The sequence below is a fragment of the Jiella marina genome (assembly GCF_024359545.1).
Lineage (GTDB): Bacteria > Pseudomonadota > Alphaproteobacteria > Rhizobiales > Rhizobiaceae > Jiella.
In genome coordinates this window covers 43,024-56,385 of the sequence record NZ_JAKQZG010000007.1, presented here as the reverse complement: position 1 = coordinate 56,385, position 13,362 = coordinate 43,024, and the positions used below count along the sequence as shown (strand labels likewise).

Sequence of the window (13,362 nt, the reverse complement as noted above, 5' to 3'; positions counted from 1 at the left end):
GCAAAGAAAACCAATCCTGCAGGCCGACATCAGGGGGGCGCGATGCGCGCCCCATCATCACCATGCCAGTGGCGAGGCCCTTCCGGCCCCACCATTCTGCATCGTCAGACGCCGAACCGCTTCGCCAGCTCGTCGCCCATCGACCGGGCGCCCGGATCACGGCCAACCGCATTGGCGCGGATCAAACAAGCTTCGGATTTCAGAATCACCCCGTCCCCCAGCACCTTGAGGTGATTGGCCGCGAGCGTCGAGCCGGTCGAGGTGATGTCGACGATGATGTCGGCCGACCCCGCCGCCGGCGCGCCCTCGGTGGCGCCCAGGCTCTCGACGATGCGATAGCTCTGGATGCCGTGCTGACGGGTGAAAAAGCTCTGGGTCAGGCGCCAGTATTTGGTGGCGATCCGGAGGCGCCGGCCGTGCCGCGCGCGAAACGCCCCGGCGACGTCGCCCAGATCCTCCATGTTCGACACGTCGACCCAGGAATCGGGCACGGCGACCACCACATTGGCTTGGCCGAAGCCGAGGCGGGAGACGAATTCCACCGTGTGCTCGGGATCGGCGATCGTCTCGCGGATCAGATCTTCGCCTGTCACACCGAAATCGATGGCGCCGTCCCGCAATTCGCGAGCGATCTCGGAAGCCGAGAGCAGCAGGACCTCCAGCCCCTCGAACCCTTCGACACTGGTGCGATAGGAGCGTGTCTCTCCGGCCTTGACCACGATGCCGGCGCTGTCGAGCGTCGCCAGCGCCTTTTCCATGAGCCGGCCCTTGGAGGGGATCGCCAGAGTGAGGCTCATTGCGCGCCCTCTCCCTTGTCGAGGCAATGGCCGATCCGGTCGAGCCACAGCGAGAAGCCGACCGCCGGGATCGGCCGGTCGGCCCCGAGCATCGTCAGCAGCCGGTCGTAGCGTCCCCCGCCCGCGAGCGTGTCCGAGGCGCCCTTCAACCGCGCTTCGAAGACGAGACCGGTATAATAGTCGATCGGTCGGCCGAAGGCGGCGCGGTAGCGCACCCGGTTCAAATCCACACTGGCGGCCTGGAGCGCGAGATTGCGCGTCTCGAACACCGTCATCGCACGGCCGAGATCGAGACCCGCCGGCCCCGCCACTTCGCCTAGCCTTTCGCCGGCCTCGGCCAGTGAGCAGTCGATCGCCAGGAACGCCTCGAGCGTCGAGAGCGCGTCCGCGCCGAGCCGCGCCTCGGCGACCGCAACCTTCTCGATCAGCCGGCTCGCCACCTCACCCGGCGAACGACCGGAATGCGGCGGCAGGCCGGCATCTTCCATACGCATCCGTATGAGCCGCGTCAGCGCGCCCTCTTCCCGGTCGCGGGCAAGTTCGATCAGCTGCGGATCGAGGTCCGACAGAATGTCCTCTGCGCCCTTCGACAGGGCGTCCAGTGCCTTTTCGAGCGCGCGTTCGTCGCCGAATGTGCGGATCAGCCGGCGCTGCCAACCCTCCGGCAGGCCGAGCGCCCGCAGGACCGCTTCGAACAGGCCCTGATCGCCGAGAATGACGTCCAGCCGGTCGAGATCAACGCCGCAGGCTTCAAGGCCGGCCAGGGAATCCGCCAGAGCGCGCGCGTCGGCCGTTGCGCGGTTGTCTTCGCCGAGATCCTCGATTCCGGCCTGCACGAATTCCCCAGGGCCATCGGCCCGCTGGCGAAAGACGAGGCCGCGATAGGAATAGCGTTTCGGCAGATCGGCGCCTTGCGCAACATGGCGCATACAGACCGGTATCGTGAAGTCGGGCCGCAGGCAGAGATTCTCGCCGCCCTCGCCGCGGGTCAGAAAGATGCGCCGACGCAGCGCTTCGCCGGCGGTGTCGAGATAGGGTTCGGCCGAAAGCACGATCCGCGTGTCGGCCGCCTCGGCGCCGCGCTTTTCGAACAATTCGTCGAGGGCCTGCCCGATCCTCTGTTCCGTGCTGGTAACGGTGGTGGCGGAAAACATCGCTCCTCAGCCCTCGCGGGACTGACGCGCGAGAATGCGCTTCACCGCGTCGACCAGGTCGCTCTCGTCGACCGTCTCCTGGCCGGCGCGCGCCTCGCGCCACTCGGCATTGTCGGTGATCGTCGCCGACATCTCCTTGCCGAGCTTCAGGTCCTTCACCTGCACCTTGCCGGCGGCCTTTTCGTCACCGCCCTGGATGACGACCACAGGCGCGTCGCGGCGATCGGCATATTGCAGCTGCTTGCCGAACTGCTTCGGATTGCCCTGAAACACCTCGACGGGCACCGGCGGCAGCAAGGGATCGGCGTTCAGCGCATCACGCAGCTTCGTCGCCATCGCCTGATAATCGGCCATGCGGTCGCGATCCATCACGGTGACGACCACCGGGCCGGAGCGCTTTTCGGTCTTCAGCCGCCCGAGATTCTTCAGCGCCGTCATCAGCCGCGAGACGCCGATGGAAAAGCCCGTCGCCGGCACCGGTTGCGACATGAAGCGCGAGACCAGCCCGTCATAGCGCCCGCCGCCGCCCACCGAGCCGAAGCGCACGACCTCGCCCTTCTCGTTGGTCACGTCGAAGAGGAGCTCGGCTTCGAAGACCGGGCCGGTGTAGTATTCAAGGCCGCGGACGACGGACGTATTTATCGCGATGCGATCAGGCCCGTAACCGGCAGCCTCGATGAAACGATAGATGTTGTCGAGTTCATCCACGCCGGCCACGCCGAGTTCGCTACTGCCCACAACGGAACGAGCGACTTCTATCGAACCGCGAGAATCCTCCACCCAGAGAGTATCACTGTCGTCTATTCGCCGCCCCACCAAGGGACGAACTGCGCTACTCGACTGCTCCAGCGGGACGTATCCCGCGCGCCCAAAGAAAGGAGATATGCGTTCAATTTGCGCATCCGTGAGTTCGGCGCCTTTTGTGAAATCACCGCTTTCATCCAGGCGGCCCTTCCCAAGCAGGCTCCAAACACCCTCAGCCCCAACCTTGTCGAGCTTGTCGATCGCCCGCAGCACCGTCAGCCGGCGCCCCGCATTCTCCTCACCACCAAGGTCAATTGCTTCCAGCACCCCGTCGAGCACCTTCCGGTTGTTCACCCGGATGACGTACTGCCCCCGCTGGATGCCCAGCGCCTCCATCGTGTCGGCCATCATCATCGCCATTTCGGCGTCGGCCGAGACGTTCGGCGCGCCGACGATGTCGGCGTCGAACTGCATGAACTGGCGGAAGCGCCCCGGCCCCGGCTTCTCGTTGCGGAACACATAGCCCGCACGGTAGCTGCGATAGGGCTTGGGCAGGCTCTCGAAATTCTCTGCCACATAGCGCGCGAGTGGCGCCGTCAGATCGTAGCGCAGGCTCATCCACTGTTCGTCGTCGTCTTCAATGGAGAAGACGCCTTCGTTCGGCCGGTCCGAGTCGGGCAGAAACTTGCCGAGCGCATCGGTGTATTCGAACACCGGCGTTTCCACCGGCTCGAAGCCGTAGGTCTCGTAGACCCGGCGGATGGTGGCAAGCATCGCCTCCTGGGCGTAGAGCGTCTCCGCGTCCCGATCGACGAAGCCGCGCGGCACCCGCGCCGTCACCCGTTTCGGCTTTTTCCCAGCCATTGCATTTCACCAGAGTCTTAAAAGGAACGCCGGCGCGGAGTTTGCCCCCACGCCGGTTCCTGTCATTCACAATCTATCGTGATGCGGCTTAGCCGATCGATCCGTCAGGCTCAAGGCAGGGCGGATCTCCCGTGCGAAGCTCACCCCGCCAGCGCCAATTCCGGCACCGTTTCCAGCGCCAGCGCCATGTCCGCCTCGAAGGCCTTCGTCTCCCGCTCTTTCGCCGCCTGATCCGGCAAGCGGAGGATGTAGGAGGGATGGACGGTCACCAGCAGTTTCGTCTCGGGATCGAGATCGATCAGCTTCGAGCGTGTCGCCTTGATCGTCACGGTCTTGCCGAGCACCGCATTCGCCGCCGTCGCTCCGAGCGCCACGATCAGCTTCGGCTTGATCAGCCGCCGCTCCTGGTCGAGCCACCAGCGGCAGACCTTGATCTCGCTCATGTTCGGCTTGGCGTGGATGCGGCGCTTGCCGCGCGGCTCGAACTTGAAATGCTTCACCGCATTGGTGACATAGGCTTGGCGCCGGTCGACGCCGGCCGCCGCCAGTGCCTGGTCGAAGACCTTGCCGGCCGGGCCGACGAAGGGCTCGCCGGCAATATCCTCCTGATCGCCCGGCTGCTCGCCGACGAAGATCACCGGCGCGTCCTCCGGCCCCTTGCCGAACACGGTCTGCGTTGCCGGCTCCCAGAGCGCGCAGGCTTGGCAGTGCGCCGCCTGTTCCCGCGCTTCCTCGATCGTATCCGGCGCCTTGTTGTAGCCGAGGCCCGGGCTGATCTCCGGTGTCTTTTCCATCCGCGGGAGGGTCATGGCGTTTCGCTCCTTCAGTCTCTCGGAGCGGAAACTCGGCAGGCTCGGCGCGGTTTCGATCATGCGGCGCGAGGCTGCTTCCGCGCCGGCGACAAGCGGCTTGATCAGCGCCGTCTCGGGCATGTTCGCCCAGTATTTCTTCGGCATCTCTGCGGTCATCGCCTTCACCTTCAACCGCGCCGGATTGAAGATCGAGGCGTAATAGGTGAGCCAGAGCGCCTCCATGTCGTCGTCCGCCGGCGCCATGTCGCGGGTTGCGCCGGGGAGAAACGACAGTTCCTCGCCGTTCCAGTGGGCGGTGCGCTCCGGTGTCAGGATCGTCCAGACCATGCCCGCAAAGCGCCGCGCGAAGAAGGGCGCGGTCAGTTCGACGGTGTGATGAAAGGGCTCGAACCAGGCGATGGAATGCCGTCCGATCTCGTTGTCCTCGATCTCGCGAAACCGCACGAAGGCCTTCATCTTGTGACTGTCGCGGCGAACGGCCTTCTCCATTTCGGCGGCGCGGATCATGTCCGGATCGGAGGCGATGTCGAGGAGCGTCTTCTCCGTCTGGAGCCGCCACAACAGCTGATAAGCGAAGACGAAGCGATCGGCGTCGGCATGGCAGACGAGCTTTCGCGCCAACTCCGGAAACGCGCGCGGCACGGTCGGCTGCGGCGCATTCTCCGGTGGCGCCGGCAAGGGCTCGGCGAAGAGTCCCGGCGCCTCGTCCCCGACAGTAAAGCTCATATCCTCAGGCGACACCCCCAAGGCCAGCGCCGTCCGCGCAGCCGCCCGCCAGCCCTCGAAATCGGCGGGGAATGCGAGCCGGGCGTTGAACATGGCGAGGCGTTCCAAGTGCAAACAAATTGCAGCCCTAGATCGAAATCGGTATCATCAGACTGTCCGAAATGATGTCAGGTCGCGCGTTGACTGGAACCGAACATAAGATGAACGCAGACGCATTCAATCGGCGACCTTCTGCCGCAATGCGGGCTGCAGAGGAGGGGCCGGTGATCGTCACCACCAGAGGGAAGCCGACCCACGTCCTCATGACGTATCTGGACTATCAGCGATTGCTACACGGCCGTGGAACGGTGCCGGCGATTCTTACCGGTGAGTTTTGGGACGAGGTCGCTGCGCCCGATCCGCAGGAGAAGTAGTCGCTACGCCGGGCACCTATTGATTTTTTGCAGGCTTCGTTACTTGCGATGCACCCGCTTGTGCAATGCCTTGATCTCGTCAGCAAACTCTTCGAACGGCCCGACGACCTCCACATCCGGCAGCATCTCGCGGAGCGTTACCGGCATGTAGGGCAGCGAAGGGGCGCCAAACTCGGCGAGCCATTCGATCAGTTGCGGCGTGGACGTCGCATAGACCGCGCGACCAACACCGCACCAGCCTTGCGCCGTCGCGCACATCGGGCAGTGTTCGCCGGAGGTGTAGATCGTCGCCTTCGCCCGCTCCTCCTTCGACAGGTTCAGTGCAGCCCAGCGGGCGAGCGCGATCTCCGGATGGGCGGTCGGGTCTCCAGAGCCGGTGCGGTTGTGGTCTTCCTTCAGAACCGTGCCGTCGCCCGCGACCAGCACCGAGCCGAAGGGCCGATTGCCCAGATCCACGGCCTCGCGGGCGAGTTCGACGCAGCGCAGAAGGTGCTCGCGGTCGGTTTCGTGGGCAGTTCCATCCGTCATCGGGGCGCTTCCTGATCTGAGAGAGATCCTGTATCATCACCTGATACAAACTGGATCGATTGCATGATAATCTCGACGAAAGGCAAGTTCGTCGAAGTGATCGCCGCCGGCAAGGCGCCGAAAGGGTTTCCGGCCGAATTGGTGAGACGTGCCGAACGCAAGCTTCGCGCACCCGATTTCGCAACCCGGCTCGATGATCTCAGATCACCGCCCGGCAATCATCTCGAAGCCCTCAAAGGGGACCGCAAAGGCCAGCATTCGATCCGGATCAACGACCAGTGGAGAGTCTGCTTTCGCTGGACCGACGCAGTCCCGGAAGACGTCGAGATCCTTGACTACCACCACGGATAAGGAATTCGCCAAGATGCCCATTCGATTTGCCCGGCCCATCCATCCCGGCGAATATCTGCGGGAAGAATATCTGGCGCCCCTCTCCATGACAGCGGGAAATCTCGCCAAGCGGCTGGGTGTGCCGAGAACCCGGATCGAGCGCCTCGTCCTCGAAGAAGTCGGCATCTCCCCTGATACGGCGCTGCGCCTTGCGAAAGCCTTCAACACGTACGGCGCTGCGCCTTGCGAAAGCCTTCAACACGTACGGCGCTGCGCCTTGCGAAAGCCTTCAACACGTACGGCGCTGCGCCTTGCGAAAGCCTTCAACACGACACCAGCGTTCTGGTTGAATTTCCAAAACGGCTACGATCTCGAAATCGCCGCGCAAAAAATCGGTGATGAAATCGCTAAAATCGATCCGATTGTCGGGGCTGATCAAGCCGCCTGAAGGTCTCAAAAAAGCTCCAGCTGCCGCGTCTCCCGCTTTGCCTTCGGCGTGAAGCTCTCGCGCAACCCTGCGCCGTCCGTCAGGCCGCCCGGCGACCAGTCGAGCGCCAAGATGAAGGGGCGCACCTTGTCGATGGACTGGCAGAGCCGCGCGACATCGTCGAGGCGGAGCGTGCGGTGCCGTCGCGTCGAGAGGATGCGCTTCACCGCCCGTGTTCCGAGCCCTGGAACGCGCAGGAGCATTTCGCGGTCGGCGCGATTGACGTCGACGGGGAAATGCTCGCGGTTCTTCAGCGCCCAGGCGAGCTTCGGATCGATCGAGAGGTCGAGCATGCCGCCCTCCCCGCCCGAGACGATCTCCGGGCGCGAAAATCCGTAGAAGCGCATCAGCCAGTCGGCCTGATAGAGCCGGTGCTCGCGCATCAAGGGTGGCTTCATCGCCGGAAGGCGGCTGGATGAGTCCGGGATCGGCGAGAAGGCCGAATAATAGACGCGGCTGAGGCGGTAATTGCCATAGAGGTTTTCCGAGCGGGTCAGCACGTCATCGTCGCTCGACGGGTCGGCGCCGACGATCATCTGGGTCGACTGGCCGCCGGCTGAGAAACGCTTCGGCTTGGTGCGGTCGCGCTTCTCGCCCCGATGCTCCTCGATCTTGGCGCGCAGATGCCCCATGGAGCGCCGAATGTCGCGCGGGTCCTTCTCGGGCGCGAGCGAGGCGAGGGTCACATCGGTGGGCATTTCGATGTTCACCGACAGGCGATCGGCAAAAAGGCCTGCCTCCTCGATCAGCGCCGGCGATGCGTCCGGGATCGTCTTCAGATGGATATAGCCGGAGAAATTCTCCTCGAGCCTCAGCTTCTTCGCGATCCGGACCATCTCCTCCATCGTGTAGTCGGAGTTCCGGATGATGCCGGAGGAGAGAAACAGCCCCTCGATGTAGTTGCGCCGATAGAAGTTCATGGTCAGCGCCACGACCTCGTCCACCGAAAACCGCGCCCGCTCGACATTCGAGGACGAGCGATTGATGCAATAGGCGCAGTCGTAAATGCAGAAATTGGTGAGCAGGATCTTCAGGAGCGAGATGCAGCGCCCGTCCGGCGCATAGGCATGGCAGATGCCGGAGCCTTCGGTGGAGCCGATGCCCTTCGACTGCACGGAATTGCGACCCGCCGCCCCGCTCGAGGCACAGGAGGCGTCGTATTTCGCGGCATCCGAAAGGATGGCCAGCTTCTGGCGAAGATCGAGTCGGGGCATGCATCAGTGATAACGTTCCTGAAACGTTCTTTCCAGATCCCGAGCGGCACGGCGGCCGCTACCGTTTGTCGCGCCAAAGCAGGCGCGAGAGCGACCGGAATCCTCGGCATGCGCCACGGCTTGCGGAAGAGCACCTCTAACAAGCTGATCATAAAAGTTTTTTCTGAGCGTGCCCGAACTTGGCCGCCGTGTTCGGCGTTATTGCCGCGGGGGACGCGGCAGCGCCGTTCCGGCTCCCGGACGCGCATTCAGGAGACACAGACAATGCGCAAGTTCTTTACATCGATCGTTGCCGTGGCGGTGATCGCCACCGGCTCCGTCAGTCTTGGCACCGTCACCGCGCAAGCCGATCCGCACTGGCGAGGGCATGGCGGTCATTACGTCGGTCACGGCGGGCCACGACATTACCGCGGGCATTGGCCCCGCTATTATCGTGGCGGCCATCGCAACTCCGGCGCAGCGCTCGGGGCCGGGATCGCGGGCTTTGCCCTTGGCGCGATCGTGGGCGGCGCTCTTTCCGCACCGCGCTACTACGACCAGCCGAATGTCTACTACCGACCCGTCGCGCCCCGCCGCGTCTATCGCGTGGCCCCGGGCAGCTCGTCCCACGCCCGGCATGTCGCGCGATGCGAGGCCAAATATCGGTCCTACGATGCTCGAACGGACACCTTCCTCGGCTATGACGGCTACCGGCATTACTGCCGATACTGACCGGCATCACATCGGGCCAATTCGACGAAAAAACAGCCCCGGCGAAAGGATCACGCCGGGGCTGTCGCGTCTCTGGTGGTGTCGACCGGCGATCCGCGCCAGTCTCCTGTGCTATTGGCCGAGCGCCTTCTTCACCGCGCGCTTGGTCACGACCTTCACGAGGTTCGCGCGATAGGCCGACGAGCCGTGAATATCGCCCACCATGTCGCCCTCGGAAACCGACAGCCCGCCGACGGCGTCCGGCGCGAAGTTGGACGAGAGCGCCTGCTCCGCGTCGCTCCAGCGAAATGCCCCGTCGGCTCCGGCGCCGGTGACGCCGACCTTCACGCCGTCGGCGCGCTTGGCGACATAGACGCCGCACATGGCGTAGCGCGAGGCCGGATTGCGGAACTTCTCATAGGCTGACGCTTCCGGCGCCTCGAAGGAGACGGCGGTGACGATCTCGCCCTCTTCGAGCGCCGTCTCGAACATGCCGACGAAGAAGTCGTCAGCCGACATCTCGCGCTTGTTCGTGTGCACGGTCGCGCCGAGCGCCAGTAGCGCGGCCGGATAATCTGCTGCCGGGTCGAAATTGGCGACCGAACCGCCGATCGTTCCCATGTGGCGCACGGCCGGATCGCCGATCAGCTGCGCGAGGCCCGCGAAACCCGGGCACGCGCTCTGGATCTCGCTCGACGCGGCAATCTCGGCATGGGTGGTGCCGCCGCCGATGCGGATCGACGAGCCGTTGACGGAAATGCCCTTGAGATCGCCGACATGGCGCAGGTCGATCAGGGCGGACGGTGCCGCCAGCCGCTGCTTCATGGTCGGGATCAGCGTCATGCCGCCCGACAGATATTTCGCCTCGTCGCCCATCTCCGAAGCGAGACGAGCGGCCTCGTCGAGAGATGTCGGGCGGTGGTAGGTGGTCTCGTACATGGTTCTAACCTCTCGGTTCGCCGGGCTTTTCTGTCGAAAGCCGCGCGGCGCGTCTCAACGTCCATGGTTCGTTTTGTCGGCCCGGCCTCAGGACCTGTTTGTTCCGTGGCCGGGCTCCAGGCCTTTCGGCCTTATTGAACGGCGTTCAGCGCCTTCCAGACCTTTTCCGGGGTCGCCGGCATGGTGAGGTCGTTGTTGCCGATCGCGTCGGTGATCGCGTTGATCACCGCCGGCGGCGAGCCGATGGCCCCAGCCTCGCCGCAGCCCTTCATGCCGAGCGGATTGCCGGGACAGATGGTCTCGGTGGTCGACACCTTGAACATCGGCAGATCCCAGGCACGCGGCATGGCGTAGTCCATGTAGGACGCCGTGGTGAGCTGGCCGGTCTCGTCGTAATGGGTGCCTTCCAGGATCGCCTGGCCGATGCCCTGGGCGAGGCCGCCATGGACCTGGCCTTCGACGATCATCGGATTGATCACCCGCCCGAAATCGTCCGCCGCGACGAACTGGATGATCTCGGTGACGCCCGTGTCGGGATCGACCTCCACCTCGCAGATGTAGCAGCCAGCCGGGAAGGTGAAGTTGGTCGGGTCGTAGAATGCCCCTTCCTTCAGGCCCGGCTCCATGCCGTCCGGCAGATTGTGGGCGGTGTAGGCGCCGAGGCAGACCTCATGCCAGCCGAGCTTCTTGTCGGTGCCCGCGACCTTCACCTCGCCATTCTCGATGACGATGTCGCCCTCGTCGGCCTCGAGCACGTGCGCGGCGATCTTCTTGGCCTTGGCTTCGACCTTGTCGAGCGCCTTGTGGATCGCCGACATGCCGACGGCACCGGAGCGCGAACCGTAGGTGCCCATGCCGAACTGCACCTTGTCGGTATCGCCATGGACGATCTGGACGTTGTCCACCGGCAGGCCGAAGCGCTCCGCCACCAGCTGGGCGAAGGTCGTCTCATGGCCCTGGCCGTGGCTGTGCGAGCCGGTGAGGATCTCGATCGTGCCGACGGGATTAACCCGGACCTCGGCCGATTCCCACAGACCGACGCCCGCACCCAGCGAGCCGACGGCCTTGGACGGCGCGATGCCGCAGGCCTCGATGTAGCAGCTCATGCCGAGACCGCGCAGCTTGCCGCGCGACTGCGCCTCCTGCCGCCTTCCCTCGAAGCCGGCAACGTCGGCGGCTTCCATGCCGGCGTTGAGGCAAGCCTCGAAGTCGCCAGCGTCGTAGTTCATGATCACCGGTGTCTGGTGCGGGAAGGAGCGGATGAAGTTCTTGCGACGGAATTCGGCCGGTGAAATCCCCAGTTCCCGGGCTGCCGTCTCCATCGTCCGCTCGACGACATAGGTCGCCTCCGGACGTCCGGCGCCGCGATAGGCATCGACCGGGGCGGTGTTGGTGTAGACCGCCCGCACATTCGCATGGATTGCCGGGATGTCGTACTGGCCCGACAGAAGCGTCGCGTAGAGATAAGTCGGCACGGACGACGAGAAGAGCGACATGTAGGCGCCGATATTGGCGATCGTGTCGACCTTCAGTCCGAGGATCTTGTTGTCGGCGTCGAGCGCCAGTTCGACTTCCGTCTCGTGATCGCGGCCGTGGGCGTCCGTGAGGAACGCCTCGGTGCGGTCCGACGTCCATTTCACCGGTACGCCAGCGCGTTTGGAAGCCCAGAGGCAGACGATCTCTTCCGGGTAGATGTAGATCTTCGAGCCGAAGCCGCCGCCGACGTCCGGTGCGATGACGCGCAGCTTGTGCTCGGGCGCGACATTGTAGAAGGCGCTCATCACGAGCCGGGCCACATGCGGATTCTGCGAGGTGGTCCAGCAGGTGTAGTGGTCTTCGGCCGGATCATAATGGCCGAGCGCCGCGCGTGGCTCCATCGGGTTCGGAATGAGCCGGTTGTTGTGGATGTGCAGCTTGGTGACATGGGCGGCCTTGGAGAAGGCCTCGTCCGTCGCCGTCTTGTCGCCGAGCTCCCAGTCGAAGATCAGATTGCCCGGAGCCTCGGGGTGAAGCTGCGGCGCGCCTTCCTTCAAGGCGTCGACCGCCTTGGTGACGACCGGCAGTTCCTCGTAATCGACCATCACCGCTTCGGCGGCTTCGCGGGCCTTGGCCTGGGTCTCTGCGACGACGATCGCCACCGGCTGGCCGACATAGCGCACGGTCTCGGAAGCGAGCGCCGGATAGGCGCCCATCTTCATCGGCGTGCCGTCCTTGGAATTGACCGCCCAGCCGCAGATCAGATTGCCGATGCCGTCGCCCTGCAGCTGCTTGCCGTCGAGAACGGCGATCACGCCCGGCATGTCCTTCGCCGCGCTCACGTCGACCCCGGTGATCTTCGCATGGGCATGCGGCGAGCGCACGAACGCTCCGTATTTCATGCCCGGCACGCTCATGTCGTCGACATAGCGACCGCGTCCGGTGATGAACCGGCGGTCCTCCTTGCGCAAAACCTTTGCGCCGATACCTTCAACACCCATTCTCAAAACCTCCCGAGGATCTCGACCGGTCCGCGCTCACCCGGATGATCCGGCGAACGCGCCTCCCACGATCGATTCGATGTCTTACTGTCCGTTCAGTGCCGATTTCCGGCCCGGCCTAGTCCGCCGGGCAGGTGTGTTCCAAGCGGGTTTATTCGGCCGCCATGGTCTGCGGCTGCGAAGCGCCCGCTGCCGAGAGTATCGCCTTGACGATGTTGTGGTAGCCGGTGCAGCGGCAGATGTTGCCGTCGAGTTCCTCGCGGACCGTGTGCTCGTCGAGCGAGGAGCCATGCCGCGCGATGATGTCGACCGCCGTCATGATCATGCCCGGCGTGCAGAAACCGCACTGCAACCCGTGATGCTCGCGAAATGCCGCCTGAACGGGGTGCAGATCGGCGCCCTGCGCCAGCCCCTCGATCGTGGTCACGCTCGACCCGGACGCTTGCGCCGCCAGCATGGTGCAGGCTTTCACGGCCTTGCCGTCCACGTGAACGACGCAGGCACCGCATTGCGACGTGTCGCATCCCACATGCGTGCCGGTGAGGCCCAGATTCTCGCGCAGATACTGGACCAGCAGCGTCCGATCCTCGACCGAGCCTGAGACCTCGCGGCCATTCACCGTCATCGTGATGTCGGTCATGCACTCCTCCCAAAACAATCTTTGCGAGCCGGGCGGGCGCTCTCGTCCCTGAACGCTGCCCAGCCTTGCCCCCGCGATTTCCGACCGTCGGGAGGCGCCGACCGGGACATTGCCCCTTCATGGCCCGGGCTTCAAGCGCTTTTGAGAACGATTCCATATCCGAGTCTCAAAACTGAGACGGCGATTGACCGCTTGCGACTTTCCCGGCTTGCGCAGATGGCGCGGCTGTGGTGAGCGGACCGGTTGCCCCCTCCTCGAACGAAGCTCTCCGGCTTCGGCGCCCGCTATGACGTTCCGGCTGGCTGCGACAGAAAGTCCCGACAATGGGTCTTGCCTGTGATCCCGCCGGCACAGTCGATGCGCAATCACGCACCCCCAGGCCGTCGGCAGGCTGATTGTGCCCCGGATGCAGTTGTTATTTCACCATTTGCCGGCATCCTTAGGCTCCGACCTGAGGGGGGAGGCGATGCGCGAGAAAGCGACGCCCGCGGCCGTCATGACGACCGGCCGGCCCTTCGGCATGATTGCTGTTTCAGGGGATGTATGC

The 13,362-nt window shown here is 64.5% G+C and carries 12 protein-coding genes and 1 pseudogene; 4 read left to right on the top strand and 9 right to left on the bottom strand.

The window, feature by feature from the left end:
• Positions 1–104: 104 nt before the first annotated feature.
• The 4 genes from hisG to MF134_RS13420 form a co-directional block, all read right to left on the bottom strand.
• On the bottom strand, positions 105–797 hold the full coding sequence (hisG, locus tag MF134_RS13435) for an ATP phosphoribosyltransferase (RefSeq protein ID WP_255339984.1): 693 nt from the start codon (positions 795–797) through the stop codon (positions 105–107).
• Positions 794–1,951 carry an ATP phosphoribosyltransferase regulatory subunit gene (locus tag MF134_RS13430; protein ID WP_255339983.1) on the bottom strand — a complete coding sequence of 386 codons (1,158 nt, stop codon included), beginning with the start codon at positions 1,949–1,951 and terminating at the stop codon, positions 794–796. Before MF134_RS13430 ends, hisG begins: the two co-directional genes overlap by 4 nt.
• A gap of 6 nt (positions 1,952–1,957) precedes the next feature.
• Positions 1,958–3,559, bottom strand: a complete 1,602-nt coding sequence (gene hisS, locus MF134_RS13425) for a histidine--tRNA ligase (protein ID WP_255339982.1) — start codon at positions 3,557–3,559, stop codon at positions 1,958–1,960.
• 140 nt (positions 3,560–3,699) lie between these two features.
• Entirely contained in the window at positions 3,700–5,190 is a 1,491-nt protein-coding gene (locus MF134_RS13420) for a UdgX family uracil-DNA binding protein (RefSeq protein WP_255339981.1), read from the bottom strand.
• Positions 5,191–5,297: 107 nt separating this feature from the next.
• Here MF134_RS13420 and MF134_RS13415 point away from each other — a divergent pair.
• Positions 5,298–5,426 (top strand): annotated as a pseudogene (locus tag MF134_RS13415) (type II toxin-antitoxin system prevent-host-death family antitoxin); the annotation flags it as partial.
• A gap of 123 nt (positions 5,427–5,549) precedes the next feature.
• Here MF134_RS13415 and MF134_RS13410 read toward each other — a convergent pair.
• The gene (locus MF134_RS13410) at positions 5,550–6,038 is read right to left on the bottom strand and encodes a nucleoside deaminase (RefSeq protein WP_255339980.1); all 489 of its coding nucleotides are present in this window, start codon (positions 6,036–6,038) and stop codon (positions 5,550–5,552) included.
• 63 nt (positions 6,039–6,101) lie between these two features.
• On the opposite strand from MF134_RS13410, the gene MF134_RS13405 reads away from it, so the two are divergent.
• Together MF134_RS13405 and MF134_RS24200 are read left to right on the top strand one after the other, a co-directional pair.
• Positions 6,102–6,389, top strand: coding sequence for a type II toxin-antitoxin system RelE/ParE family toxin (locus MF134_RS13405; protein WP_255339979.1), 288 nt, complete (start codon positions 6,102–6,104; stop codon positions 6,387–6,389).
• 13 nt (positions 6,390–6,402) lie between these two features.
• A complete protein-coding gene (locus tag MF134_RS24200) occupies positions 6,403–6,816 on the top strand; it encodes a HigA family addiction module antitoxin (protein ID WP_457589995.1) in 414 nt (137 codons plus the stop codon).
• Positions 6,817–6,821: 5 nt separating this feature from the next.
• On the opposite strand, the gene MF134_RS13395 is transcribed toward MF134_RS24200, so the two are convergent.
• Positions 6,822–8,069 (bottom strand): putative DNA modification/repair radical SAM protein, encoded by a 1,248-nt coding sequence (locus tag MF134_RS13395; RefSeq protein WP_255339978.1) that lies wholly within the window; start codon positions 8,067–8,069, stop codon positions 6,822–6,824.
• Positions 8,070–8,333: 264 nt separating this feature from the next.
• On the opposite strand from MF134_RS13395, the gene MF134_RS13390 reads away from it, so the two are divergent.
• Entirely contained in the window at positions 8,334–8,780 is a 447-nt protein-coding gene (locus MF134_RS13390) for a BA14K family protein (RefSeq protein ID WP_255339977.1), read from the top strand.
• 111 nt (positions 8,781–8,891) lie between these two features.
• On the opposite strand, the gene MF134_RS13385 is transcribed toward MF134_RS13390, so the two are convergent.
• The 3 genes from MF134_RS13385 to MF134_RS13375 form a co-directional block, all read right to left on the bottom strand.
• On the bottom strand, positions 8,892–9,698 hold the full coding sequence (locus MF134_RS13385; RefSeq protein WP_255339976.1) for an FAD binding domain-containing protein: 807 nt from the start codon (positions 9,696–9,698) through the stop codon (positions 8,892–8,894).
• A 131-nt stretch (positions 9,699–9,829) separates the two neighbouring features.
• Positions 9,830–12,175: a xanthine dehydrogenase family protein molybdopterin-binding subunit gene (locus MF134_RS13380; protein WP_255339975.1), complete on the bottom strand. Its 2,346-nt coding sequence runs from the start codon at positions 12,173–12,175 to the stop codon at positions 9,830–9,832.
• Positions 12,176–12,326: 151 nt separating this feature from the next.
• Positions 12,327–12,815, bottom strand: a complete 489-nt coding sequence (locus tag MF134_RS13375; RefSeq protein WP_255339974.1) for a (2Fe-2S)-binding protein — start codon at positions 12,813–12,815, stop codon at positions 12,327–12,329.
• Positions 12,816–13,362: the final 547 nt, after the last annotated feature.

Bases quoted from the DNA above. Each gene is read 5' to 3' on its own strand.
- MF134_RS13410 (WP_255339980.1), bottom strand. From the start codon at position 6,038: ATGACGGATGGAACTGCCCACGAAACCGACCGCGAGCACCTTCTGCGC.
- MF134_RS13420 (WP_255339981.1), bottom strand. From the start codon at position 5,190: ATGTTCAACGCCCGGCTCGCATTCCCCGCCGATTTCGAGGGCTGGCGG.
- MF134_RS24200 (WP_457589995.1), top strand. From the start codon at position 6,403: ATGCCCATTCGATTTGCCCGGCCCATCCATCCCGGCGAATATCTGCGG.
- MF134_RS13405 (WP_255339979.1), top strand. From the start codon at position 6,102: ATGATAATCTCGACGAAAGGCAAGTTCGTCGAAGTGATCGCCGCCGGC.
- hisS (WP_255339982.1), bottom strand. From the start codon at position 3,559: ATGGCTGGGAAAAAGCCGAAACGGGTGACGGCGCGGGTGCCGCGCGGC.
- MF134_RS13380 (WP_255339975.1), bottom strand. From the start codon at position 12,175: ATGGGTGTTGAAGGTATCGGCGCAAAGGTTTTGCGCAAGGAGGACCGC.
- hisG (WP_255339984.1), bottom strand. From the start codon at position 797: ATGAGCCTCACTCTGGCGATCCCCTCCAAGGGCCGGCTCATGGAAAAG.
- MF134_RS13390 (WP_255339977.1), top strand. From the start codon at position 8,334: ATGCGCAAGTTCTTTACATCGATCGTTGCCGTGGCGGTGATCGCCACC.
- MF134_RS13395 (WP_255339978.1), bottom strand. From the start codon at position 8,069: ATGCCCCGACTCGATCTTCGCCAGAAGCTGGCCATCCTTTCGGATGCC.
- MF134_RS13430 (WP_255339983.1), bottom strand. From the start codon at position 1,951: ATGTTTTCCGCCACCACCGTTACCAGCACGGAACAGAGGATCGGGCAG.
- MF134_RS13385 (WP_255339976.1), bottom strand. From the start codon at position 9,698: ATGTACGAGACCACCTACCACCGCCCGACATCTCTCGACGAGGCCGCT.
- MF134_RS13375 (WP_255339974.1), bottom strand. From the start codon at position 12,815: ATGACCGACATCACGATGACGGTGAATGGCCGCGAGGTCTCAGGCTCG.